The 22051-nt window shown below is 71.0% G+C and carries 24 protein-coding genes; 14 read left to right on the top strand and 10 right to left on the bottom strand.

From position 1 onward, the window contains the following. Positions 1-21: 21 nt before the first annotated feature. Positions 22-411: a DUF6841 family protein gene (locus ACQP2X_RS10700; RefSeq protein ID WP_498696060.1), complete on the bottom strand. Its 390-nt coding sequence runs from the start codon at positions 409-411 to the stop codon at positions 22-24. Positions 412-602: 191 nt separating this feature from the next. On the opposite strand from ACQP2X_RS10700, the gene acnA reads away from it, so the two are divergent. Genes acnA through coaD form a run of 3 tightly spaced genes read left to right on the top strand, consistent with a single transcriptional unit; the run spans position 603 to position 5666 of the window. Beyond that, the gene (gene acnA, locus ACQP2X_RS10695) at positions 603-3377 is read left to right on the top strand and encodes an aconitate hydratase AcnA (protein ID WP_498696059.1); all 2775 of its coding nucleotides are present in this window, start codon (positions 603-605) and stop codon (positions 3375-3377) included. Positions 3378-3436: 59 nt separating this feature from the next. Then, on the top strand, positions 3437-5257 hold the full coding sequence (locus ACQP2X_RS10690) for a sensor histidine kinase (RefSeq protein WP_498696058.1): 1821 nt from the start codon (positions 3437-3439) through the stop codon (positions 5255-5257). Positions 5258-5261: 4 nt separating this feature from the next. Further along, the gene (gene coaD / locus ACQP2X_RS10685) at positions 5262-5666 is read left to right on the top strand and encodes a pantetheine-phosphate adenylyltransferase (protein ID WP_498696057.1); all 405 of its coding nucleotides are present in this window, start codon (positions 5262-5264) and stop codon (positions 5664-5666) included. Between the two features lie 2 nt (positions 5667-5668). On the opposite strand, the gene ACQP2X_RS10680 is transcribed toward coaD, so the two are convergent. Then, complete coding sequence (locus ACQP2X_RS10680; RefSeq protein WP_498696056.1) at positions 5669-6091, bottom strand: DUF6069 family protein; 423 nt, start codon at positions 6089-6091, stop codon at positions 5669-5671. A 132-nt stretch (positions 6092-6223) separates the two neighbouring features. Between ACQP2X_RS10680 and ACQP2X_RS10675 the strand changes: the two genes are divergently transcribed. From ACQP2X_RS10675 to ACQP2X_RS10665, 3 genes are all read left to right on the top strand, one after another. Further along, complete coding sequence (locus ACQP2X_RS10675; RefSeq protein ID WP_498696055.1) at positions 6224-7369, top strand: sensor histidine kinase; 1146 nt, start codon at positions 6224-6226, stop codon at positions 7367-7369. Continuing rightward, complete coding sequence (locus ACQP2X_RS10670; protein WP_498696054.1) at positions 7357-8019, top strand: response regulator; 663 nt, start codon at positions 7357-7359, stop codon at positions 8017-8019. Before ACQP2X_RS10675 ends, ACQP2X_RS10670 begins: the two co-directional genes overlap by 13 nt. Positions 8020-8084: 65 nt before the next feature. After that, on the top strand, positions 8085-8330 hold the full coding sequence (locus ACQP2X_RS10665; RefSeq protein ID WP_498696053.1) for a DUF2630 family protein: 246 nt from the start codon (positions 8085-8087) through the stop codon (positions 8328-8330). Between the two features lie 103 nt (positions 8331-8433). On the opposite strand, the gene ACQP2X_RS10660 is transcribed toward ACQP2X_RS10665, so the two are convergent. Together ACQP2X_RS10660 and ACQP2X_RS10655 are read right to left on the bottom strand one after the other, a co-directional pair. Next, positions 8434-9351, bottom strand: coding sequence for a serine protein kinase RIO (locus ACQP2X_RS10660; protein WP_498696052.1), 918 nt, complete (start codon positions 9349-9351; stop codon positions 8434-8436). A gap of 145 nt (positions 9352-9496) precedes the next feature. Next, positions 9497-10147 (bottom strand): HAD family hydrolase, encoded by a 651-nt coding sequence (locus tag ACQP2X_RS10655; protein ID WP_498658260.1) that lies wholly within the window; start codon positions 10145-10147, stop codon positions 9497-9499. A 165-nt stretch (positions 10148-10312) separates the two neighbouring features. Here ACQP2X_RS10655 and ACQP2X_RS10650 point away from each other — a divergent pair, with 165 nt between their 5' ends. The 4 genes from ACQP2X_RS10650 (at position 10313) to ACQP2X_RS10635 (ending at position 13260) form a co-directional block, all read left to right on the top strand. After that, a complete protein-coding gene (locus ACQP2X_RS10650; protein ID WP_097322596.1) occupies positions 10313-10891 on the top strand; it encodes a TetR/AcrR family transcriptional regulator in 579 nt (192 codons plus the stop codon). Between the two features lie 113 nt (positions 10892-11004). After that, positions 11005-11913: a TIGR04222 domain-containing membrane protein gene (locus ACQP2X_RS10645; protein ID WP_498696051.1), complete on the top strand. Its 909-nt coding sequence runs from the start codon at positions 11005-11007 to the stop codon at positions 11911-11913. Between the two features lie 73 nt (positions 11914-11986). Further along, the gene (locus ACQP2X_RS10640; protein WP_498700913.1) at positions 11987-12781 is read left to right on the top strand and encodes an MbnB/TglH/ChrH family RiPP precursor modification enzyme; all 795 of its coding nucleotides are present in this window, start codon (positions 11987-11989) and stop codon (positions 12779-12781) included. Then, positions 12778-13260: an SCO6045 C-terminal-like domain-containing protein gene (locus ACQP2X_RS10635; RefSeq protein WP_498696050.1), complete on the top strand. Its 483-nt coding sequence runs from the start codon at positions 12778-12780 to the stop codon at positions 13258-13260. The genes ACQP2X_RS10640 and ACQP2X_RS10635 overlap by 4 nt, the downstream gene beginning before the upstream one ends. Positions 13261-13325: 65 nt before the next feature. On the opposite strand, the gene ACQP2X_RS10630 is transcribed toward ACQP2X_RS10635, so the two are convergent. Together ACQP2X_RS10630 and ACQP2X_RS10625 are read right to left on the bottom strand one after the other, a co-directional pair. Further along, complete coding sequence (locus tag ACQP2X_RS10630) at positions 13326-13775, bottom strand: hypothetical protein (RefSeq protein ID WP_498696049.1); 450 nt, start codon at positions 13773-13775, stop codon at positions 13326-13328. 9 nt (positions 13776-13784) lie between these two features. Then, positions 13785-14123: a nuclear transport factor 2 family protein gene (locus ACQP2X_RS10625; protein WP_498696048.1), complete on the bottom strand. Its 339-nt coding sequence runs from the start codon at positions 14121-14123 to the stop codon at positions 13785-13787. 119 nt (positions 14124-14242) lie between these two features. Between ACQP2X_RS10625 and ACQP2X_RS10620 the strand changes: the two genes are divergently transcribed. The 4 genes from ACQP2X_RS10620 to ACQP2X_RS10605 are packed head-to-tail and all read left to right on the top strand — an operon-like array spanning position 14243 to position 16820. Continuing rightward, entirely contained in the window at positions 14243-14956 is a 714-nt protein-coding gene (locus ACQP2X_RS10620; protein ID WP_498696047.1) for a helix-turn-helix domain-containing protein, read from the top strand. A 24-nt stretch (positions 14957-14980) separates the two neighbouring features. After that, on the top strand, positions 14981-15742 hold the full coding sequence (locus ACQP2X_RS10615; RefSeq protein ID WP_498696046.1) for an SDR family oxidoreductase: 762 nt from the start codon (positions 14981-14983) through the stop codon (positions 15740-15742). Beyond that, positions 15739-16266 carry a G/U mismatch-specific DNA glycosylase gene (mug, locus tag ACQP2X_RS10610; protein WP_498696045.1) on the top strand — a complete coding sequence of 176 codons (528 nt, stop codon included), beginning with the start codon at positions 15739-15741 and terminating at the stop codon, positions 16264-16266. Before ACQP2X_RS10615 ends, mug begins: the two co-directional genes overlap by 4 nt. After that, complete coding sequence (locus ACQP2X_RS10605) at positions 16263-16820, top strand: TIGR03086 family metal-binding protein (protein WP_498696044.1); 558 nt, start codon at positions 16263-16265, stop codon at positions 16818-16820. The genes mug and ACQP2X_RS10605 overlap by 4 nt, the downstream gene beginning before the upstream one ends. On the opposite strand, the gene ACQP2X_RS10600 is transcribed toward ACQP2X_RS10605, so the two are convergent. The 4 genes from ACQP2X_RS10600 to ACQP2X_RS10585 all read right to left on the bottom strand — a co-directional run bounded on the left by ACQP2X_RS10600 (position 16817) and on the right by ACQP2X_RS10585 (position 21898). Next, complete coding sequence (locus tag ACQP2X_RS10600; protein ID WP_498700911.1) at positions 16817-18739, bottom strand: ABC transporter ATP-binding protein; 1923 nt, start codon at positions 18737-18739, stop codon at positions 16817-16819. The genes ACQP2X_RS10605 and ACQP2X_RS10600 overlap by 4 nt on opposite strands. Positions 18740-18835: 96 nt before the next feature. Further along, on the bottom strand, positions 18836-19630 hold the full coding sequence (locus ACQP2X_RS10595; RefSeq protein WP_498696043.1) for an enoyl-CoA hydratase/isomerase family protein: 795 nt from the start codon (positions 19628-19630) through the stop codon (positions 18836-18838). Continuing rightward, positions 19627-19854, bottom strand: a complete 228-nt coding sequence (locus ACQP2X_RS10590; protein ID WP_097322431.1) for a helix-turn-helix domain-containing protein — start codon at positions 19852-19854, stop codon at positions 19627-19629. The genes ACQP2X_RS10595 and ACQP2X_RS10590 overlap by 4 nt, the downstream gene beginning before the upstream one ends. A 439-nt stretch (positions 19855-20293) precedes the next feature. Next, positions 20294-21898, bottom strand: coding sequence for an ABC-F family ATP-binding cassette domain-containing protein (locus ACQP2X_RS10585; RefSeq protein WP_498658250.1), 1605 nt, complete (start codon positions 21896-21898; stop codon positions 20294-20296). Between the last annotated feature and the right edge of the window lie 153 nt (positions 21899-22051).

Below are 22051 nucleotides of genomic sequence, written 5' to 3'. Positions count from 1 at the left end.
TCGCACCGGCATACGACAGTTTCAGTGCGTAGCGACGACCGTGGTGATGCGAGGTCCGTGCTCGTCCACGCGCAGGAGGTAGCGGTAGCGCTCGCCGGGCACCGCGTTGCCCGAGCTGTCGAGGTACTCCCACTCCACCGCGACCATCGTCAGCCGGGCCGACAGCGGCTGCACCTCGGTCAGCTGGGCGTGCGCGGCGACGATCCGCTGCTCCTGATACGCGGGGGCGGCGCCCAGGAACGACAGGGCCACGGCCGCCGGCGAGGCGAAGGTGAAGCTGTACGAGTCGGCGACCACCATGCCCGGCAACGCGTAGCAGTTCGCGATCGCCGAGACGTCACCACTGGTCAACGCGGTCCCGTAGCGGTCGAAGAACTCGGTCAGCTCATCGGAATCGGTGGGTGCCTGCACGGTTCGAGGTGTGCCCGCGCTCCAACGGGAGTAAACGTGAGAGGGATGCCCGACCCCGCCTTGCGCGGCCTTACAAGACGGACGTACGGTTTACGGGAAACGTGAACCGAGAGTTAGGTATGCCTAACCCGAAGGCCGCTCATTCGGTGCGAAAGACTTGTCCGACGATCGCTGGGTGTGAAGGAGATGACGTGGCCAGCCTCGACACCTTTGGTGCGAAGAGCGAGCTGCGCGTCGGTGACGCGAGCTACGAGATTTTCACGATCGACAAGGTCGAGGGGCACGACCGCCTGCCCTACTCCTTGAAGATCCTGCTGGAGAACCTGCTGCGGACCGAGGACGGCGCGAACATCACCGCCGACCACATCCGCGCCCTCGGCGGCTGGGACCAGACCGCCGACCCCAGTGTCGAGATCCAGTTCACCCCGGCGCGGGTCCTCATGCAGGACTTCACCGGCGTGCCCTGCGTGGTCGACCTGGCCACGATGCGCGAGGCCGTGAAGGAGCTGGGCGGCGACCCGACCAAGGTCAACCCGCTGGCCCCGGCCGAGCTGGTCATCGACCACTCGGTCATCGCCGACCTGTTCGGCCGCGAGGACGCCTTCGCCCGCAACGTCGAGCTGGAATATCAGCGCAACCGCGAGCGCTACCAGTTCCTGCGCTGGGGTCAGACCGCGTTCAACGAGTTCAAGGTCGTTCCGCCCGGCACGGGCATCGTTCACCAGGTCAACATCGAATACCTGGCTCGTACGATCATGGAGCGCAACGGCCAGGCCTATCCCGACACGGTCGTCGGCACCGACTCGCACACCACGATGGTCAACGGCCTGGGCGTGCTGGGCTGGGGCGTCGGCGGCATCGAGGCCGAGGCCGCGATGCTCGGCCAGCCGGTCAGCATGCTGATCCCGCGCGTCGTCGGCTTCAAGCTGAGCGGCGAGATGCCGGCCGGCACGACCGCCACCGACCTGGTGCTGACGATCACCGAGATGCTCCGTGAGCACGGCGTGGTCAGCAAGTTCGTCGAGTTCTACGGCCCCGGCGTGAGCGCCGTGCCGCTGGCCAACCGGGCCACCATCGGCAACATGTCGCCCGAGTACGGCTCGACCGTCGCGATCTTCCCGATCGACGACGAGACCATCAAGTACCTCAAGCTCACCGGCCGCTCCGAGCAGCAGGTGGCGCTCGTCGAGGCGTACGCGAAGCGTCAGGGTCTCTGGCTCGACCCGTCCGCCGAGCCGGACTACTCGGAGAAGCTCGAGCTCGACCTGTCGACGATCGTGCCGTCGCTGGCCGGCCCGAAGCGCCCGCAGGACCGGGTGCCGCTGAACGCGGCCAAGCCGATGTTCCGCGAGGCCCTCACCAACTACGTCACCGATTCCGGCCCGGCCGACGAGGCCAGCGAGGAGTCCTTCCCGGCCAGCGACCCGCCGGCCAACCACGAGGACTCGGACGCCGACAAGCCGCACCACCTGGTCAGCGCGGCCAACGGCGCCGAGGGCCGCCCGTCGAAGCCCACGCTGGTCAAGGGCGAGGACGGCGTCGAGTACGAGCTCGACCACGGCGCCGTGGTGATCGCCGCCATCACCTCCTGCACCAACACGTCGAACCCGCAGGTCATGATCGGCGCCGCGCTGCTCGCCAAGAAGGCCGTCGAGCGCGGCCTGACCCGCAAACCGTGGGTCAAGACCACGCTGGCGCCGGGCTCCAAGGTCGTCTCCGACTACTACGACCGGGCCGGCCTGACGCCTTATCTCGACAAGATCGGCTTCAACCTGGTCGGTTACGGCTGCACGACCTGCATCGGCAACTCGGGCCCGCTGCCCGAGGAGATCTCGGCCGCCGTCAACGAGGCCGACCTGACCGCGGTCAGCGTGCTCTCCGGCAACCGCAACTTCGAGGGCCGGATCAACCCCGACGTCAAGATGAACTACCTGGCGTCCCCGCCGCTGGTCGTGGCGTACGCGCTGGCCGGCACGATGGACCTGGACATCACCACCGAGCCGCTCGGCACGGGCTCGGACGGTAAGCCGGTCTTCCTGAACGACATCTGGCCCAGCGCCAAGGAGATCGACGACGTCATCGCGTCGGCGATCGGGGCCGAGGGCTTCAGCACCGCGTACTCCGACGTCTTCGCCGGCGACGAGAAGTGGCAGTCGCTGCCGACCCCCGAGGGCAAGACCTTCGAGTGGAGCGACGAGTCGACGTACGTCCGCAAGCCTCCTTACTTCGAGGGCATGGCGGCGTCGCCGCAGCCGGTGGGCGACATCTCGGGCGCTCGCGTGCTGGCCAAGCTGGGTGACTCGGTCACGACCGACCACATCTCGCCGGCCAGCTCGATCAAGGCCGACTCCCCCGCGGGCAAGTACCTGGCCGAGCACGGCGTCCCGCGTCACGAGTTCAACAGCTACGGCTCGCGCCGCGGCAACCACGAGGTCATGATCCGGGGCACGTTCGCCAACATCCGGCTGCGCAACCAGCTCGTGCCGGGTGTCGAGGGCGGCTTCACGGTCAACCACCTGACCGGCGACCAGACCACGATCTACGACGCGTCGGTGGCCTATCAGGAGGCCGGCGTCCCGCTGGTCATCCTGGCCGGCAAGGAGTACGGCTCGGGCTCGTCGCGTGACTGGGCGGCCAAGGGCACGATGCTGCTGGGCGTCCGCGCCGTCATCGCCGAGAGCTACGAGCGCATCCACCGCTCCAACCTCATCGGCATGGGCGTGCTGCCGCTGCAGTTCCCGCCGAAGACGAACGCGGAGTCGCTGGGCCTGACCGGCACGGAGACCTTCACGATCACCGGCGTGACCGCGCTCAACGACGGCGAGACCCCGCGCACGGTGAAGGTCCGCACGGACACCGGCATCGAGTTCGACGCCGACGTCCGCATCGACACGCCCGGCGAGGCCGACTACTACCGGCACGGCGGCATCCTGCAGTACGTGCTCCGCAAGATGCTCAACTCCTGATTCGTGACGACCTCGGCGGGGCTGCTCAGTCCCGCCGGGGTCGTGCCGATCGGGTAGGGGTGAGGGCTCTCTCCAGGCGGCAGACGTGGGCCTGGACCGCCGTCGTGATCATCCTCGGCGTCCTGGCCAGCATCGGCGCCGGCGTGACCTTGAACCGGCAGCAGCGGCAGGGCTTCGACGCCGTCATGGACCGCCGCGCCGGGCTCGTCGCCCAGGCCGTCACCAACCAGGCGGCCCGATATATCGACACGCTGCGCACGACCGCCGGCGCGATCGGCGCCTTCGAGAGCCTGAACGCGTCGAAGTTCGCGCAGACCGCGGCCCCGCTCGCCCAGCTGCGGCTGGCCGGTGCCACCTCGCTGACCTATCTGATCGCCACCGACCGCTCCGGCCTGGCCGGCGCTCAGGCGAAGTGGCGCGACCGTGGCGTACCGTCTCTCGTCCTCAATCCCGACGAGAGCCTCAAGGAACACATCTTTCCCATCTTCTCCGTACGCCTGGACGGCAGCACGCCATCGAAAACGGCCAGTGATCTCGCGGCGAGCGCCATCCCCGCGGCGACGTTCGCCGAGGCGCGGCGCACCGGCCAGGTCACGATCTCCGAGCCGTACGTCCTGAGCCGGGACCGGTCGCTGCCGGAAGATCAGCGACAAAGCTCGTTCGTCCTGACCACGGGACTGTGGGGACCGTCCGGCGCCGACGGGATCAAGCCGTTCCGCGGCTGGCTGCTCATGGGCCTGCGCAGCGAGACCTTCCTCGGCGACAGCCTGCGCCTGGTCGCGCAGAGCGGCATCGACGTCACCTTGCAGGCCCGCGGCCCCGACGGCCTGCCCTCGGTCGTGGCGACCCTGCGCGCCGTCGCCCCCGGGCTGCGCGACCTGCACCGCACCGTCACCATCCCGGTGGCCCAGCGGCACTGGACCATCGTCGTCGCCTCCCCCGCCTCGACCCTGCCCGGCACGCAGAACCTCCCTCCCGCGGTGACGATCGCCGGGCTCGTCTTCACCGCCGCCCTCGCCCTGCTCGTGCACACGCTGGCCAGCGGGCGGGCCCGCGCCGAGGCCCGGGTCGTGGCCGCGACGGCCGATCTGCGGGCCACCCAGATCGTGCTGCGCCAGCAGACGGCCGACCTCACCGCGTTCGCCGGTGTCGTCGCCCACGACCTCAAGGCCCCGCTGGCCACCGTGCGGGCCCACGCCGAATGTCTCGACGAGGAGCTCGAGGGCCGCTCGGCGGTCGACGCCGACGAGATCCGCCCCGACCTCCGCAAGATCACGTCGGGCGTGGCCCGGATGGGCACCCTCATCGACGACCTGCTCACCTACGCCGCGGCCCGCGAGGGCGGCGTCCAGCCGGTCGACCTCGACCTGCACGCCCTGGCCGACGAGGTGGCGATCGCCCACCTCGACGCCGCGAGCGCGGCCCGCCGGCCGATGCCGACCATCTACGTCGGCGACCTGCCGCCCGTCGCGGCCGACCCCGCGATGATCCGGCAGCTGCTGAACAACCTCATCGGCAACGCCGTCAAGTACACGGCGCCGGGCCGGACGCCCCGCGTCGACGTCACCGCGCACGCGACCGAGGACGGCCGCAAGGTCGTCGTCCAGGTCGCCGACCGCGGTCTCGGCGTGCCGGCCGGCCAGCACGAGGCGATCTTCAACGGCTTTCACCGGGCCCACCAGGCCACCGGCATCCCCGGCACCGGCCTCGGCCTGGCCATCTGCCACCGCATCGTCGAACGGCACGGCGGCGCCATCACCGCCGAGGACAATCGTGGAGGCGGCACCATCATCACCTTCTCCCTGCCCGCCGCGACCGGCGTCCCCGCGGTGGCAACGCCGTCGGGCGCGACCGTGGCCCAGCCGCAGGCGCTAATCTGAGCCGATGCGCGCGGTCTATCCCGGCACGTTCGACCCGCTCACGCCGGGACACCTCGACATCGCCGACCGGGCCCGCCGGGTGGCCGGCCACCTCACACTGCTGGTGGCCGTCAACGGCGCCAAACAACCGACCCGGGCCGAGGCCGAGCGGGCCGCCGCCGTGCGGGCGGCCCTGCCCCCGGACTGGGAGAACGTCGTCGTCGTGCCCTGGGCCGGACTGACCGCGACGTACTGCCGCGAGCACGACATCGACGTCATCATCAGGGGCGTGCGCAACGCGACCGACATCCGCCACGAGCAGGAGCTGGCCGCGATGAACGAGTCCCTCGGCGTCACCACCCTGCTCATGGCGGCCCGGCCCGAGCTGGCCCGGGTCTCCTCCACGGCCGCCCGCGCTCTGGGCGTCTGAGGTCACCGGCATGACCGGCGGCCCGGCAGGCCGGCGATCAGCGCGATGCCGACGGTGAGATGCATGCCCAGCAGGACCAGCTTGCTGTGCAGACCCTCGCCGCCGCCCAGCGGACCGGCCAGCGAGATCAGCAGGACGACCAGCGCGATGATCCGGAAGGTCCGGACGGGATGTCGCGCCTTCCGCTCGAGCAGGGCGAGCAGACCCCAGGCGGCCAGACCGGCGACCAGGGCGGTGGCCACGACGGCGGCCGCGCCTATCTGCTGGGTCCCGCCGCCCTGGCGGACGGCCAGGTCGAGGCCGCCCCACGGAACGTTGACGGCCCACAGGAGCAGGGAACCGGCCGCGCCCGCGGCGACCGTGATCGCGCGGCCCGGCCAGGTGGCGGTGGTGGTGGTCTCGATGTCACGCATGTCGTTCGTCATGGCGATGAGCTTGGGCCCTCGGACCCGGTGAGCACATCGGACTTCGGACATCGCCGAGCCCTTCTTTGGGAGGGCGTCCGCACCTACTTAAGTAGGTGTCGCGGCGGTACGCCGACCGGTTAGCGTCGCCCGGTGACCGCCACTCCCCGCCGCCCCGGCGCCTCCGCCGTCGTCACGATCGTGACGGTGTCCGGGGTGCTGATCGCCTCGACGCTGGTCGCCCGGTGGGGCGGCCGGGCGCTCGGCCCGCTGTTCGCGCTCGACCTCGTGGCGGGCGTGCTGAGCTGGGCGGTGACCCCGCTGCTGGCGTGGTGGCCGGTCACCGGCACGGCCGTGCTCACCGCTCTGGCCGCGGTGTCGCCGGCCGCCACGCCGCCGGCCACCATCGGCGCGCTCCAGGTGGCGTGGCGGCGGCCGTTCCCGGTGGCGATCGGTGTGGCCGCCGCGGGCGTCGCCGCCCACGCGGTCCAGGGCGCCTTCCGGTCGAACAGCGCCATGTCGTACGGGTGGTGGCTCGTGCTCATCACCATCGGCTACGGCGCGCTGCTCGGCTGGGGCGCGTGGGCTCAGGCCCGCGCGGCGCTGATCCGCTCGCTGCACGAGCGGGCCGAGCGGGCCGAGGCCGAGCAGGGCCGCCGCGTGGCCGAGGCCCGCATGCTGGAACGCCGCAAGATCGCCCGGGAGATGCACGACGTGCTCGCTCACCGGCTGTCGCTGCTGGCCACGTTCGCGGGCGCCATGGAATACCGCCCCGATTCCTCGCCCGAGCGGCTGTCGCAGGCGGCCGGGGTGGTCCGGTCCGGCGTCCATCAGGCCCTCGAGGAGCTGCGCGAGGTGATCTCGCTGTTGCGCGACGACGATCCGCCGGACGGCGAGCCGGCCCGTCCCCAGCCGGTGCTCGCCGACGTTCCCCGCCTGGTCGAGGAGTCCCGCGGTGCCGGCACCGAGGTGCTGTTGCGCGACACGGTGGCGGAGCCGGCCGAGGCGCCGCCGACGGTGGCCCGCACGGCGTACCGGGTGATCCAGGAGGGCCTGACCAACGCCCGCAAGCACGCCGCCGGCCAGCCGGTGCGGGTCGCGCTGCGCGGCGGGCCCGGGGCGGGTCTGGAGGTCGAGGTGCTCAACGCGCTGCCGCCCGACGGCGCGCCGCCGGGGTGGTCGGGCGGGGCCGGGCTGGTCGGGCTCACCGAGCGGGTCCAACTGGCCGGCGGGCGGCTCGACCATCGGGCCGGCGGGGGCGAGTTCCGGCTGCACGCGTCGCTACCATGGCCGGCATGACACGGCCGGTGCGTGTGCTCGTGGTCGACGACGACGCGCTCGTCCGGGCCGGGCTGACCATGATGCTCGACGGCGCGGCCGGCATCGCGGTGGTCGGCGAGGCCGGCGACGGTGATCAGGCATCCGCGGCGGCCGACGCCCACGGGCCCGACGTGGTGCTGATGGATCTGCGGATGCCCAAGGTCGACGGCATCACGGCCACCCGCCGCCTGCGGGCCCGTCCGCGGCCGCCCGAGGTGATCGTGCTGACCACGTTCGACACCGACGAGAACATCCTGCACGCCCTGCGGGCCGGGGCCAGCGGCTTCCTGCTCAAGGACACGCCGCCGGCCCGCATAGCCGACGCCATCCTCCAGGTCGCGGCCGGCGAGCCGATCCTGTCGCCGCGCATCACCCGGCGCCTCATGGACCGCGCCGCGGTGCAGGCCGGCGCCTACGCGAGCGCGCGGGCCGTGCTCGCGTCGCTCAGCCCGCGCGAGCACGACGTGGTCGTGAGCATCGGCCAGGGCCGCAACAACGCCGAGATCGCCGCCGCGCTCGACATGACGTTGGCCACCGTGAAATCCCACGTCTCCCACATCTTGACCAAGCTCGCCCTCGACAACCGCACCCAGATCGCCCTGCTGGCCCACGACGCCGGCCTGGTCTGACCCGGCGGCGATCGTCACAGCATGACCGGATGGGGGCGGGGCGGGACTGCCCTTAGGCTCTTCGCATGGATGACAACACCGTTCTGGGCCGGATCAACGGCCTGGTTGATGAGGAGCACAAGCTGCGGCAGCAGCTGAGCAAGGGCGAGATCTCCTCCAGCGAGGAGCACGCCCGGCTCAAGGAGCTCGAAGAGGCGCTCGACCAGTGCTGGGACCTGCTGCGCCGGCGGCGGGCCGCCCGGGAGTTCGGCAACGACCCGAACTCCGAGCAGGCCCACAGCGTCGGCGAGGTCGAGGGCTACCTGCAGTGACGCGGCTCCGGCCGCGGGCGCCGAGGTTTCGGCGGCCGCGGACCGGGCCGTCTCATCGCAGCCCCGCCTCGTAAAGGTCCATCGCAGCTCGCCTCGTGAAGTCTCATCGCAGCCCCGCCTCGTAGAGGAGCCGTTCGAGCAGCTCGTCGGCGTCCACCCGCAGGCCGCGCTGGGTGAACCAGGCCGCGACGTTGCGCACGTCGCGGGCGATGAAGTCGGCGCCCTGCGGGTTCGCGACCACGTCGACGATCTGCGGCAGGTCGATCAGCACCAGCCGGCCGTCGTGCACCAGCGTGTTGTACGGCGACAGGTCACCGTGCGCCACCTGCGCCCGGGCCAGCACCGACAGCGCGTCGGTCATCTGCCGCCACAGGTCGGCCAGCTGGTCGGGGTCGGCGCGCACCTGCGCCAGCCGGGGCGCCGCCTCGCCGGTCTCCCAGTCGCCGATGAACTCGAGCATCAGCTCGGTGCCGATGATCTGCACCGGGTACGGCACCCGGACCAGGCCGCTCTCCTGGCCGACCTCCCACAGGTGGGACAGAGCGCCGAACTCGGCGATCGCCCACTGGCCGGAGATCATCTCCTTGCCGAAGGCGGTGCGGTTGTTCATGGCCCGCATCTCGCGGGACCGACGCACCCGGCGGCCCTCGAGATATCCGGCGTCGCGGTGGAAGAGCCGGTGGTCGCCGTCGCGGTACCGCTTGGCCGCCAGCATGCTGATCTTGTCGGTGTCGGGGACTTCCCGCCGGACCAGGTAGACGTCGGCTTCCTTGCCGGTCTTGAGCATGCCCAGCTCAGTGTCGACGGCGCCGTGCTCAGTGCGTACCCAGTCGGGTCTCGGCTCCGGGCCGTGCAGGGCGCCGTCCCAGGTGGACCAGCGGTCGCCGACCTCGGGAAGATCGGGATCCTCCTGCAGCTGCGGCTCGGGCCGCCCCCGCTTCAGGAAGGTGGAGTCGTCGTCGTCGAACTTGCGACGGCCGCGGCGCATGGTCGCCGGGCCGAAAGAGTCGTGCTCTCGCACTGGAGGGTCTCCTCGGAGAAAGAAGGAAGAAGAAGTTCTGGAATCCGGGCAGCAGTCATCACAAAGACAGCCATGGAGTCCACCCCCTTCTCTCTCGTCGGTACGCGGGTCACTTTGCCGTGCCCGCTGAGGCCCCGCAACCTATTTATCGCGCGGTCGCCATGATCTCGGACAGGCCCTGGATCACGTTGCCGACCACGCGGGTGGGCGCGAACCGGTCGTCCATCCATTTCCGGCCCCGATGCAGCCACACGCTGGGCAGGGCCATCGCGGCCGCGCCACCGATGTCGGCCTCGGGACTGTCGCCCAGCACCCAGGCGCCGCCGAGCCGCATCCGGACCCGCTGCGCGGCCAGCGCGAAGATCCGCGGGTTGGGCTTGCTCACGCCGGCCTGCTCGGAGATCACCCAGTCGGCCACGTAACGGTCAAGACCCGTACGGCGGATCCGGGCCTCTTGAATCTCGCCCTGGCCGTTGGTGACCACGACGGGCACGAAGCCCGCGTCGGTGGCGATCTTCAGGGCGCAGCCGACCAGCGGATCGAGCTTCTCGTAGGCGAGAGGGCCCTCGTGCAGCTCGTCGACGACGTCGATCGAGGGAATCCCGAGGCCGTATCGCTCCCGGATGAGGTCGGCCAGGTCCCAGCGCGGGGTCAGGCCGTCGGCATCCACGGAGAGTAACCAGTCGAGATCGTCCTGTGGTGCCCCGATCTCGTCCAGGAAACCCTTCGCCCACAGCCTGAAGGCACCGCTGCGGTCGAGCAGGGTGTCATCGAGAGCGATCAGGACGAGAGGCACGCGGGCACTTTACGTGACCGAACGGGCAAGCGAACAGACCGGGCTTGTAAACAAGTTACGGGCGGGATGGGGGAATTCGCAGCATCCGTCCGATGACCGTGGCGTGTCTGGCAAGACGTACGTACGGATTGCATGGCGACCACGCCCCGTGACACGATCCAGAACGTGCCCAGAGTAAGCCAGGACCAGCTTGACGCGCGCCGACACGAGATCCTCGCCGCCGCGCGCGACTGTTTCGCCCGGTTCGGATACGAGGGTGCGACGGTCCGGCGGCTCGAGGACGCGACCGGGCTGTCCCGGGGGGCGATTTTCCACCATTTTCGCGACAAGGAATCTCTCTTCCTCGCGGTGGCCGAGGACGACGCCGCCGCGATGGTCGCGACCGTGACCCGCAACGGCCTCGTCCAGGTGATGCGCGACCTGCTCGACCGCGCCGGAAACAGCGACGGGGACACGGCCGGCTGGCTCGGCAGCCAGCTCGAGGTCTCCCGGCGGCTGCGCACCGACCCCGCCTTCGCCAAGCGCTGGGCCGAGCGGTCGGCCGCCATCGCCGACGCGACCCGTGAGCGCCTCCAGCGGCAGCGCGAGGCCGGTGTGCTGCGCGACGACGTGCCGGTCGAGGTGCTGACCCAGTTCCTCGAGCTGGCGTACGACGGTTTGGTGCTCCACCTGGCCACAGGGCGCCCGCCGGGCGAGCTGAGCCGGGTGCTCGACGTGGTCGAGGAGGCCGTCCGCCGGGGCTGACATTTCGGGCGCCGTGCGAGTTATCCACAGATCGTCACCGCCCACTCCCGTGACGTTGCGCGCATCTGCACAATGAGGGCCACAGACGCGACGAGCACGGGAGGTTAAAGCCCATGAACGACACGTGGGGGATCCCCGGCCCGACCTTCCTCATCTACTACATCGCCGCCATGGTCCTGGTGGCGATGCTGGCCTGGTTCCACCGCAAGGCGCTCTTCCGCGGCATCCGATTCGCCCGGGTCGACCACCTCGGCCCACAGCAGATCGCCTACCTCAACGGCGGGCCCAAGCTGGCGATCTATTCGGCCATGGGCGGCCTCCGGGCCGCCGACGCCATCGGGACCGGCCCGGGCCGCACGCTCGTGCAGACCGGCCCGCTGCCCAGCGGCGTCACCCCGCTCGACAGCGCCGTCTACAACGCCGCGGCCCGGCGCCTGCGCGCCCGCGACGTCTTCACCGACCAGTCCGTGGTGTCAGCGGTCGAGCAGCTCAGCGACCATCTCGAGGCGAGCGGCGTGGCGATCGGCGCGGCCAAGCTGCGCGAGGCCCGGGCGTGGGCGCTGGCCGGCCTAGCGCTGATCCTCATCGGCGTCGCCCGCATCATCGACGGTGTCGCCAACGGCAAGCCGGTCGGCTTCCTCATCCCGCTGGTCTTCTTCGCGGTGATCCTGACGATCGCCCTCTACACGCGCAAGCGCTGGGCCACCGACGCGGCCCGCCGCCACATGCGGAGCCTGCGCGATCAGAACCGCCACCTCTCCCCCAGCCAGTCGCCCTCATTCGCGACGTATGGGGCCACGGGCGCGGCCATGGGTGTGGCCCTGTGGGGTTCCGCTTCGCTCTACACGATGGACCCCGCGTTCGCGGCCGAGGCCGAGGTCCAGCGCATCGCCGCCACCGGCGGAGCCGGTGGCTCGGTGGGCGGAGGCGGCGGCGACGGCGGTTCCGGAAGCAGCTGCAGCGGCGGTTCCTCCTGCGGAGGCGGCGGTGGGTGCGGCGGCGGAGGCGGTTGCGGTGGTTGACCGTACGGGCGACGCCCACCCGCGGACGCAGGGCGCGGTAGCGGCGAAATCGAGGGTCGAGTACGGGGTCGGCATCGGGTGGCGGCCCGAGATCGCCGGGTTCGTGGCCGAGCTGCCGGGGCTGCGGTTCGCCGAGGTGGTCGCGGAGTCGGTGCACGCGCACGGCGAACTGCCGAGCGGGCTGGAGGCGCTGCTCGACCGGGGCGTCACGGTGATCCCGCACGGGGTGCGGCTCTCGCTGGGCGGGGCCGAGCCGGTGCCGGCCGACCGGATCGAGCATTTCGCGGCCGTGGCCGAGCGGCTCGGCGCTCCGCTGGTGAGCGAGCACATCGCCTTCGTGCGGGCGGGCGGCATCGAGGCCGGGCACCTGCTGCCGCTGCCCCGCAGCCGCGAAGCCGTGGCCGCGGTGACGGCCAACGTGCGGCGGGTGCAAGCCTCGCTGAGTGTGCCGATCGCGCTGGAGCCGATCGCCGCCCTGTTCGACTGGCCCGACGACGAGCTGACCGAGGCCCAGTTCATCACCGAGATCCTCGACCGGACGGGGGCCCTGCTCCTGCTCGACGTGGCCAACGTCTACGCCAACGCGCGCAACCGCGGCACCGACCCCGAGGAGCTGCTCGACCAGCTGCCGCTGGAGCGGGTCGCCTACACCCACGTGGCCGGCGGCGCCGAACACCAGGGCCTCTATCACGACACCCACACCGACGCCGTGCCCCAGCCCGTCCTCGACCTGGTCGCCGCGCTGTGTGCGCGCCACCGCCCACCGGCCCTCATGCTGGAACGCGACGGTGACTATCCGCCGGCGGCCGAGCTGCGCGCGGAACTCGACGCCATCGCCAAGGCCTCCGGATATCCGGGCGTCACATGACCGGTGAAGAGGGTGACCACGCAGGACAGCCCGGCGGCGGACCGGGGAGCCTGGCCGACCGCCAAGCCGCCCTCGTCGAAGCGCTGACTGCCGGCCGATCCGTACCGGAAGGGTTTGACGGTTTTCGCTTCGAGGCAGCGCGAGTGGCGCTGCTGCGCAAGCGAGCCGGCGAGGTCTCGCGGCAGTGGCCGATGTTGGCGGCCGGCTTCGGCGACCGGTGGAAGCGGGAGTTCGCGCAGTGGGCGGCGGCGCGTCCGACACAGGGCTCGCTGCGCGACGGCTGGGATCTGGCCCGTGAGCTGAGGGCACGGAACGCGCTGCCCGCCATGGCGGCCCCGGAGCTCGCGGAGCGGGAGGCGACCTTCCGATATGACGGTCAGTCGCCGCCGAGACCACGTCGCGGGCCCGCACTCCGCACCGCCGCCGGCGCCGTCGTCCTGCGGGCCGGGAGTTCCACATGGATCCTGCGCCGTCCATGACGTCGAGAGCGCCGTCCATGACGTCGAGAGCGCCGTCCACGACGTCAAGAGCGCCGTCCATGACATCAGGAGCGACGGCGTGAGCGCTTTCGGGAGCGGCGCCGAAGGGCTTCGAAGATCAGGCCGGCGACGGTGGCGGCAATGGCCACACCCACGAGGCTCAGGGCGTCATGGGCGCCGGCGCGACGTGCCACCGACGGGTGTGCCGGCGAGTACTCGACGCTGATCTCGTCGCCGACCGATGCGCCCGGGCCCCACCATGGCTGCTCCACCCAGGTCTCGCGCTGGTGACCGTCGACCGGGAAGACCACCTCGGCGCTGCCGGGGCCGCGCGACGCCGTGGAGACCTCGATGACGGAGGCCTCCACGACGCGGTGCCCGAGGTCGAGGATGATCTCGGCACGGGCGACCATGAACAGGCCGGCGCACGCCGCCACCAGGCACAGCCCGGTGAAGGTCAACGCCGCGTACAGGCCGGCCGTACTGAGCCACGCCGGCACGCGGGAGCGCTCCATCGGCGGTGACTAGGAACGGTCGAGGAAGCCCAGCACGCGGCTGATGTGGCCGTCGGCGTCGAGCTCGGCCACGTCGAAGCCGGCCGCCGGGCCCAGGGTCCACGTGAAGCGGACCTGGTCGTGGTGGCCGTCGATCAGGCCGCCCGGTGCGAACTTCAGGCCGGGGAAGTGCTGGTGCACGCCGCCGATCAGCTCGGACAGCGCGTCGCGCCCCTCGACCGCGGCCAGCGGGTCGACGTAGCGGACGTCCTCGGCGAAAAGGGCGCCGATCGCGGTGCGGCGGGCCGCGGCGTCGGTCTCGTTCCACACGGCCAGGTAGCGGTCCACCACGGTCTCGAAGTCGGTCATGACTGCGTCCTCTCTCGATGCGAGTTGTCGGTGCGACCACCGTCGCCCGGCACCGGTAGGGCCGTCGATTACCTCGGAGGTAATGGCCGCCATGACCCCGGCCGCCCTAGGGTCGTCGCATGACCGACGTGGGGCAGCGGCTGCGCGACTGGCGGACCGGACGGCGGATGAGCCAGCTGGAGCTGTCGGCGCAGGCCGGCGTCTCCACGCGGCATCTCTCCTTCGTCGAGACCGGGCGGTCCCGGCCCACCCGCGACATGATCCTGCGGCTGGCCGAGGAGCTCGACGTGCCGCTGCGCTCCCGCAACGAGCTGCTGGTGGCCGGTGGTTTCGCGCCCGCCTACTCCGAGTCGGAGCTGAGCGGGGCGCCGCTCGCGGCGATCCTCGCCTCGCTGCGGAACGTGCTGAAGGGCCACGAGCCCTATCCGGCCCTGCTCGTCGACCGGAACTGGACGATGATCGACGCCAACGCGGCGGTGGGGCCGCTGGTCGAGGGCTGCGCGCCGTGGCTGCTCGAACCGCCGGTCAACGTGCTGCGGCTCTCGCTGCACCCGGACGGTCTGGCGCCCCGCATCCGTAACCTGGCCGAGTGGCGGGGCCACATCCTGCACCGGGTGACGGACACGGCGCTGCGGGCCGAACTGTCGGATTATCCGGGCGGCACCGACAAAACGGATGCCGGTCTGGTCGTACCGCTGAAGATCGACGATCTCAGCTTCTTCAGCATCACCTCGGTGCTCGGCACCGCGCGGGACGTCACCCTGGACGAGCTGATGATCGAGTCTTTACTTCCCGCCGATGAGACGACCGCGGCCGCCCTGCACCGCCGCTGACCGGCGGCTGGCAGGATCGAGGGCATGGATCTCGGACTGGCCGATCGCGTCTACGTTCTCACCGGTGCCTCGCGGGGGCTCGGGTTCGCCACGGCGGAGGCGCTGGTCGCCGACGGCGCCAAGGTGGTGATCTCGGCGCGCGACCGCGACCGCGTCGACGAGGCGGTCCGGCAGCTGGGCGGCGAGGGACACGCGGCCGGTGTGGTCGCCGACCTCGCCGACCCCGAGGCGCCGCGCCTGCTGGCCGACACCGCGGTGGAGCGGTTCGGCCGCTTCGACGGGGCGATGATCTCGGTGGGCGGCCCGGCGCTGGGCACCGCGGCCGCGATGACCGACGAGCAGTGGCGCGACGCCTTCGAGACGGTCTTCCTGGGCACGATGCGGGCGGCCCGGGTCTTCGCGGCGGCGCTGCCCGAGAGCGGCGCGATCGCGCTCGTGCTCTCCACCTCGGTCAAGGCTCCGCTGGCCGGCCTGGGCCTGTCCAACGGCCTCCGGCCGGGTCTCGCCATGGCGGCGAAGGACATGGCCGACGAGTACGCCCCGCGCGGCGTCCGCATCGTGAGCCTGCTCCCGGGCCGCATCATGACCGATCGCAACCGGGAGCTGTTCGCCGCGACCGGCGACGCGTCGGCCGCCGCGGCCGACGTCGCGTCGAAGATCCCGATGCGCCGCCTGGGCGAGCCGGCCGAGTTCGGCCGGGTGGCCGCGTTCATGCTCTCCCCCGCGGCCAGCTACGTCACCGGTTCGCTGATCGCGGTCGACGGCGGGAACACCCGCGCCCTGTGAACGCCGCCGCGAACCAGACCATCCCCGATGTGATCGGCCCGAACCTGCGGGTGCTGTTCTCCGGCATCAACCCGAGCCTTTATTCGGCGGCGACCGGCCACCACTTCGCCCGGCCCGGCAACCGCTTCTGGCCGGCCCTGCACCGTTCCGGCTTCACCGACCGGCAACTGCACCCGTCCGAGCAGGCCGAACTGCCCGCGATGGGTCTCGGCATCACCAACGTGGTGGCCCGGCCCACCGCCCGGGCCGACGAGCTTTCCCCGGCCGAGCTGGTGGCCGGTGGCCGCATCTTGTCGGACAAAGTCCGGAAAATCCGTCCGGGGGTCTTCGCCGTGCTCGGCATCACGGCCTACCGAGCCGCCTTCGCCCGGCCCAAGGCCGTGATGGGACCGCAGAACGACGCGTTGGACGGGACGCCGATCTGGGTGCTGCCCAACCCGAGCGGCCTGAACGCCCACTACACCGTGGACACCCTTGCGGGGGCCTTCCGGGAGCTGCTCGATTCGCTACCGTCGACGCCATGACGACCGAGATCAGTACGTTGTTGGCGGCGGCGGCCGACCGGACGCTCCCGGTGATCCGGGAGGTTCGCGACGGCCAGCTCGACGAGCCGACCCCGTGTGCCGAGTTCCGCGTCCGCGACCTGCTCAACCACCTCTTCCAGGTGGTGGTGAACTTCCAGGCCCTGGCCGTGCGCGAGCAGCCCGACTTCAGCACCACGCCGGACGTGCTCACCGGCGACTGGCGGCAGCGCTTCGCCGACGAGACCGCCACCCTGATCGAGGCCTGGTCCGACCCGGCCGCGCTGGAGGGCAACTCCCCCGGCATGGGCCTGCCGCAGGCCGTCGTCGGCAACCTCGTGCTGGTCGACCTGACCGTGCACGGCTGGGACCTGGCCCAGGCGACCGGGCAGAGCTACGAGCCCGACCCGGCCGCCGTCAAGGTCCTCGCCCCGGTCATCGCCCAGATGGCGCCGCAGGGCCGCAAGATGGGCGTCTTCGGTGACGAGGTGGCCCCGCCCGAGGGCGCGAGCGATTTCGTACGCCTGCTCGCCGTCAGCGGGCGCGCCTGCGTCTAAGGCTCGATGGGCCGGGCCGGCACGGTGACCACCTCGACCTCCTCGGCGTACCGCGCCGGGGAGGTCTCGGCGAACTGGGTGCGGTAGAGCTCCGCGTAGAGCCCGCCCGCGGCGACCAGCTCGTCGTGCCGGCCCCGCTCGACGATGCGGCCCTTGTCGAGCACGAGGATCTGGTCGGCCTCGCGGACCGTGGAGAGCCGGTGGGCGATGACCAGCGCCGTGCGCCCCTCGAGGGCCGCCGTCAGTGCCCGCTGCACCGCCGCCTCGGACTCGCTGTCGAGGTGGGCCGTGGCCTCGTCGAGCACGACGATCGACGGGCGTTTGAGCAGCAGCCGGGCGATGGCCAGGCGCTGTTTCTCGCCACCGGAGAAGCGGTAGCCCCGCTCGCCGACGACCGTCTCGAGGCCGTCGGGCAGGCCGCGGACGAGGTCCGCGACCTGGGCGCCGCGCAGCGCCTCCCACATCTCCTCCTCGGTGGCGCCCGGCCGGGCGTACCGCAGATTTTCGGCGATGGTCTCGTGGAACAGGTGGGCGTCCTGGGTGACGACGCCGATGGTGTCGCGCAGCGAGTCGAGCGTGGCGTCGCGCACGTCGACGCCGCCGACCCGCACCGAGCCCTCGGTGACGTCGTAGACCCGTGACAGCAGCATCGACGTGGTCGACTTGCCGGCGCCGGACGGGCCGACCAGGGCCACCATCTGACCGGGCTCCACGGTGAAGTCGACGCCGCGCAGCACGGGCGCCTGCTCCGTGCGGTCGAGGGTGACCACGTCCTCGAGCGTGGCCAGCGACACCTCGCCGGCGCTCGGGTAGCGGAAGTGCACGTCGCGGAACTCGACCCGGCCGCCGCCGGCGGGCAGATCGACGGCTTCCGGCTTCTCCTCGATGCCCGGCTTGAGGTCGAGCACCTCGAAGACCCGGTCGAAGGAGACCAGCGCGCTCATCACGTCGACCCGCACGTTGCTGAGGGCGGTCAGTGGCCCGTACAGCCGGGTCAGCAGCAGGGCCAGCGTCACCACGGTGCCGGCCGTGACGCTGCCGGCAACCGCGAGCCAACCGCCCAGGCCGTACGTCAGCGCCTGCGCGAGGGAGGCGACCAGCAGCATCGCGACGAAGAACGTGCGTGAGTACATCGCCTGCTGCACGCCGATGTCGCGGACCCGCGAGGCGCGCTCGCCGAAGCGGGCGGCCTCGGTCTCGGGCCGGCCGAACAGCTTGACCAGCATCGCACCGGAGACGTTGAAGCGCTCGGTCATGGTCGCGTTCATCTTGGCGTCGAGGTTGTACGACTCGCGGGTGATGTCGGCCAGCCTCTTGCCCACGCGGCGGGCCGGGATGATGAACAGCGGCAGCATGACCAGCGACAGCACGGTGATCGGCCAGGACAGGCTGAACATGACGGCGGCGGTGAGCACCAGCTGAATGACGTTGCTGACCACGCCGGACAGGGTGGACGTGAAGGCCCGCTGGGCGCCGGTGACGTCGTTGTTGAGCCGGCTCACGAGCGCGCCGGTCTGCGTGCGGGTGAAGAACTGCAGCGGCATGCGCTGGACGTGGTCGTACACCCTGGTCCGCAGGTCGAGGATGATGCCCTCGCCGATGCGGGCCGAATACCACCGCTGGGCGAGCGACAGGAAGGCGTCGACCACGGCGAGCGCGGCGATGAGCAGCGCCAGCCGGACCACGAGCGAGGCGGCGCCGGAGCCGCCGTCGGTGATCGCGTTGACCACGTGGCCGGCGAGAAGGGGTGTGGCCACGCCGATGCCGGCGGCGACGACCACGGTGAGCAGGAAGACCAGGATGTCCCGGCGATAGGGACGGGCGTAGCGCAGGATCCGCCGGGTGGTGCCCCGGCGGAGGCGGTGCTCGGCGACCCGGTCCGAGTTCTGGATCGAGCGAAGCATGGTCCAGCTGGGCATGCTCATCTCGTCACCTCCCGGGCGGTCGTGAATGGCGGGCAGCGACAGTCTGCCTCGGGGGTACGACAACCCGGGGGGTGAGAGAATTCCCGCTGGTTACTCGCCGCTTCCCAGGAGCTCGCGGACGCGGCGCGTCTGCGCCTCACGCTCGGCGCGGTCCTGCTCGGCGTACGAACGGAGCCCGGCGCCGGACAGCAAGGCCTTGATCTCGCTGGTGGCGCCCGCGTCGGCCGCGATGATGGCGGCCGTGAGGTCGGCGACCGTGGCCGAGAGCTCGGCCGCGGGCACGACCGTGGTGGCCAGGCCGATGCGCTCGGCCTCGTCGGCGGCGATGCGCCGGCCGGTCAGGCAGATCTCGAGCGCGCGGGACGGCCCGGTCAGCTCGGCGAGACGCTTCGTCCCGCCCAGGTCCGGCACGAGCCCGAGCGTCACCTCGGCCATCGAGAACTTCGCGTCGTCGGCGAGCACCCGGAGGTCGCAGTTGAGCGCGAGCTGAAAACCGGCGCCGATCGCGTGCCCCTGAACGGCCGCGATCGTCACGATGGACGGGTTGCGGAGCCAGGTGAACGCGGCTTGGAAGCCGGCAATCCGATCGGCGCTCTCCTCGGGTGACAACTGCGCGAGCTTCACGAGTGAAGAATCGCCATCGCCGCGCGCGACCGACAGATCCAGGCCCGCGGAAAAGGAACGTCCCTCACCACGGACAATGACGACTCGCACGTCGCCCGGTAATTTCCGCGAAATGTTCGCGAGCTCGGCCCACATCGCGGGGGTCTGCGCATTGAGCACCTCGGGCCGGGACAACGTCACCGTTGCCACCGGCCCGTCCAGGTCGTAGCTAACGCCCGACTCGTCGGCGGGGGTGCCGGGTGCGGCGTTGCCGGTCGTCACGCCTTCTTGCGGCGACGCGCGCCGCCACGCTGGCGTAGCTGCACGCCGGATTCGGTGAGCACGCGGTGCACGAATCCGTAGGAACGGCCGGTCGAAGCGGCGAGCGCGCGAATGCTCTCACCGGAGGTGTAACGCTTGACCAGATCCTTGGCTAACGACTGGCGCTCTGTGCCGACGATTCGCCGACCCTTCTCGGTGCTGCTGGCGGTGCCCGTGGCTGGCATGCTGAATCCTCACATCCGAGACTGTGCGGTTCGATACGGTCTCACCTATTAGACCGCCTCCAACGATCATGCGCTAGGTATCCAGGCTTAGCCAACGTGCCCATTTGCCACTGTCAGGAACTTGACGATGACCACGGCCATCAATGTCAGACAGTTAACTGACGTTAGGGGCGGCAGCTTTCCGACTGCCGGGTCCACATCGGCACGACCCGGACCAAGACCATCGATCACCTGCACAAACACTCGATCGAGGACAGCCCGCGGCCGGACATGACGCAGCGTCGATGTGGCGCGCACCGAGCGCTCCGATCACGAGTGTGCCAACTTTGCCGCGATCAAGGCCGTGCCCGACCTGACCGCAAACGCCCGAACGTCGCACTGTCTGTGTGGGCACTGGTTGACAACCGACGATCGCGATGATTGCCGATCTACGCCCCGATCAGGCCAGTTCGACGAGCTCCAGCAGGTCGTCGCTCCACGCGTCCTCGTCACCGTCGGGCAGCAGGATGGCCCGGTCGGGCTTCAATGCCTGCACCGCGCCGGCATCGTGCGTGACCAGCACGATCGCGCCCGGATAGTTGGCGATGGCGTCGAGCACCTGCTCCCGGCTGACCGGGTCGAGGTTGTTCGTCGGCTCGTCGAGCAACAGCACGTTGGCTCCCGAGCAGACCAGCGTGGCGAGCGCCAGACGGGTTTTTTCACCACCTGAGAGGACACCCGCCGGCTTGTCGACGTCGTCACCCGAGAAGAGGAACGCGCCCAGGATCTTGCGCAGCTCGGTGTCGGTCTGCTCCGACGCGGCGCTGCGCATGTGCTCCAAGATGGTGCGGTCGACGTCGAGCGTCTCGTGCTCCTGGGCGTAGTAGCCCAGCCGCAGTCCGTGTCCGGCGCGCACCTCGCCGGTGTCGGGCTCGAGCAGCCCGCCCAGCATGCGCAGCAGTGTCGTCTTGCCGGCGCCGTTGAGGCCGAGGATCGCGACCCGGGAGCCGCGGTCGACCGCCACGTCGACGTCGGTGAAGATCTCGAGCGAGCCGTACGACTTCGAGAGGCCACTGGCCGTCAGCGGCGTCTTGCCGCACGGGGCCGGGCTGGGGAAGCGCACCTTGGCCACCTTGTCGGAGACGCGCTGCTCCTCCAGGCCGCCCAGCAGTTTCTCGGCCCGGCGGGCCATGTTCTGCGCGGCCACCGTCTTGGTGGCCTTGGCCCGCATCTTGTCGGCCTGCGCCATCAGGGCGCCGGCCTTCTTCTCGGCGTTGGCCCGCTCGCGGCGCCGGCGGCGCTCGTCGGTCTCGCGCGACTCGAGATATTTCTTCCAGCCGACGTTGTAGATGTCGACGACCGACCGGTTGGCGTCGAGGTACCACACCTTGTTCACCGCGGCGTCGAGCAGCTCGACGTCGTGGCTGATCACCACGAGGCCGCCCTTGTGCTGGGCCATATATCCGCGCAGCCAGGCGATCGAGTCCTGATCCAGGTGGTTGGTCGGCTCGTCGAGCAGCAGGATGCCCTTGCCGTTCTGCCCGGAGTCGGCGAACAGGATGCGGGCCAGCTCGATGCGGCGGCGCTGACCGCCGGAGAGGGTGCCGATGGTCTGCGCGAGCGCGCGGTCGGGCAGGCCCAGGTTGGAGCAGATGCGGGCGGCCTCGGCCTCGGCCGCGTATCCGCCCAGGGCGGAGAACTGGTCCTCGAGGTGGCCGTAGCGGCGGATCAGCTTGTCGTCGGCGCTCTCCTCGAGCTCGATCTCGAGTTTCTGCATCTCGGAGATGATCGAGTCGAGGCCGCGGGCGCTGAGCACGCGGTCACGGCCGGTGACGTTCAGGTCGCCGGTCCGCGGGTCCTGCGGCAGATAGCCGACCTCGCTGGTGCGCTCGACGGCGCCCGCGTAGGGCTGGCCCTCGCCGGCCAGGACCTTGAGGGTGGTGGTCTTGCCCGCGCCGTTGCGCCCGACCAGCCCGATCCGGTCGCCCGGCTGCACCCGCAGGGTGACCGGGGACAGCAGGATGCGGGCGCCGGCGCGCAGTTCCAGTCCGGTGGCGGTGATCATGATTGAAGGCTCGCTCTCGAAGAAAAAAGAAGGCTGACTCCGGACACGCGAAAGCGCCGGCCATCTCGGGAGAGGCGGTCGGCGCGGGGCAGGTCAGTCTTCGCAGAGCAGCACCCGGCAATAGTACCGGGCACCCGCTGACACCTCCCAACC

Origin of the sequence: Actinoplanes sp. CA-131856 (assembly GCF_050956135.1) — a bacterium.
Lineage (GTDB): Bacteria > Actinomycetota > Actinomycetes > Mycobacteriales > Micromonosporaceae > Actinoplanes.
This window is presented reverse-complemented; position numbering and strand designations above follow the sequence as displayed.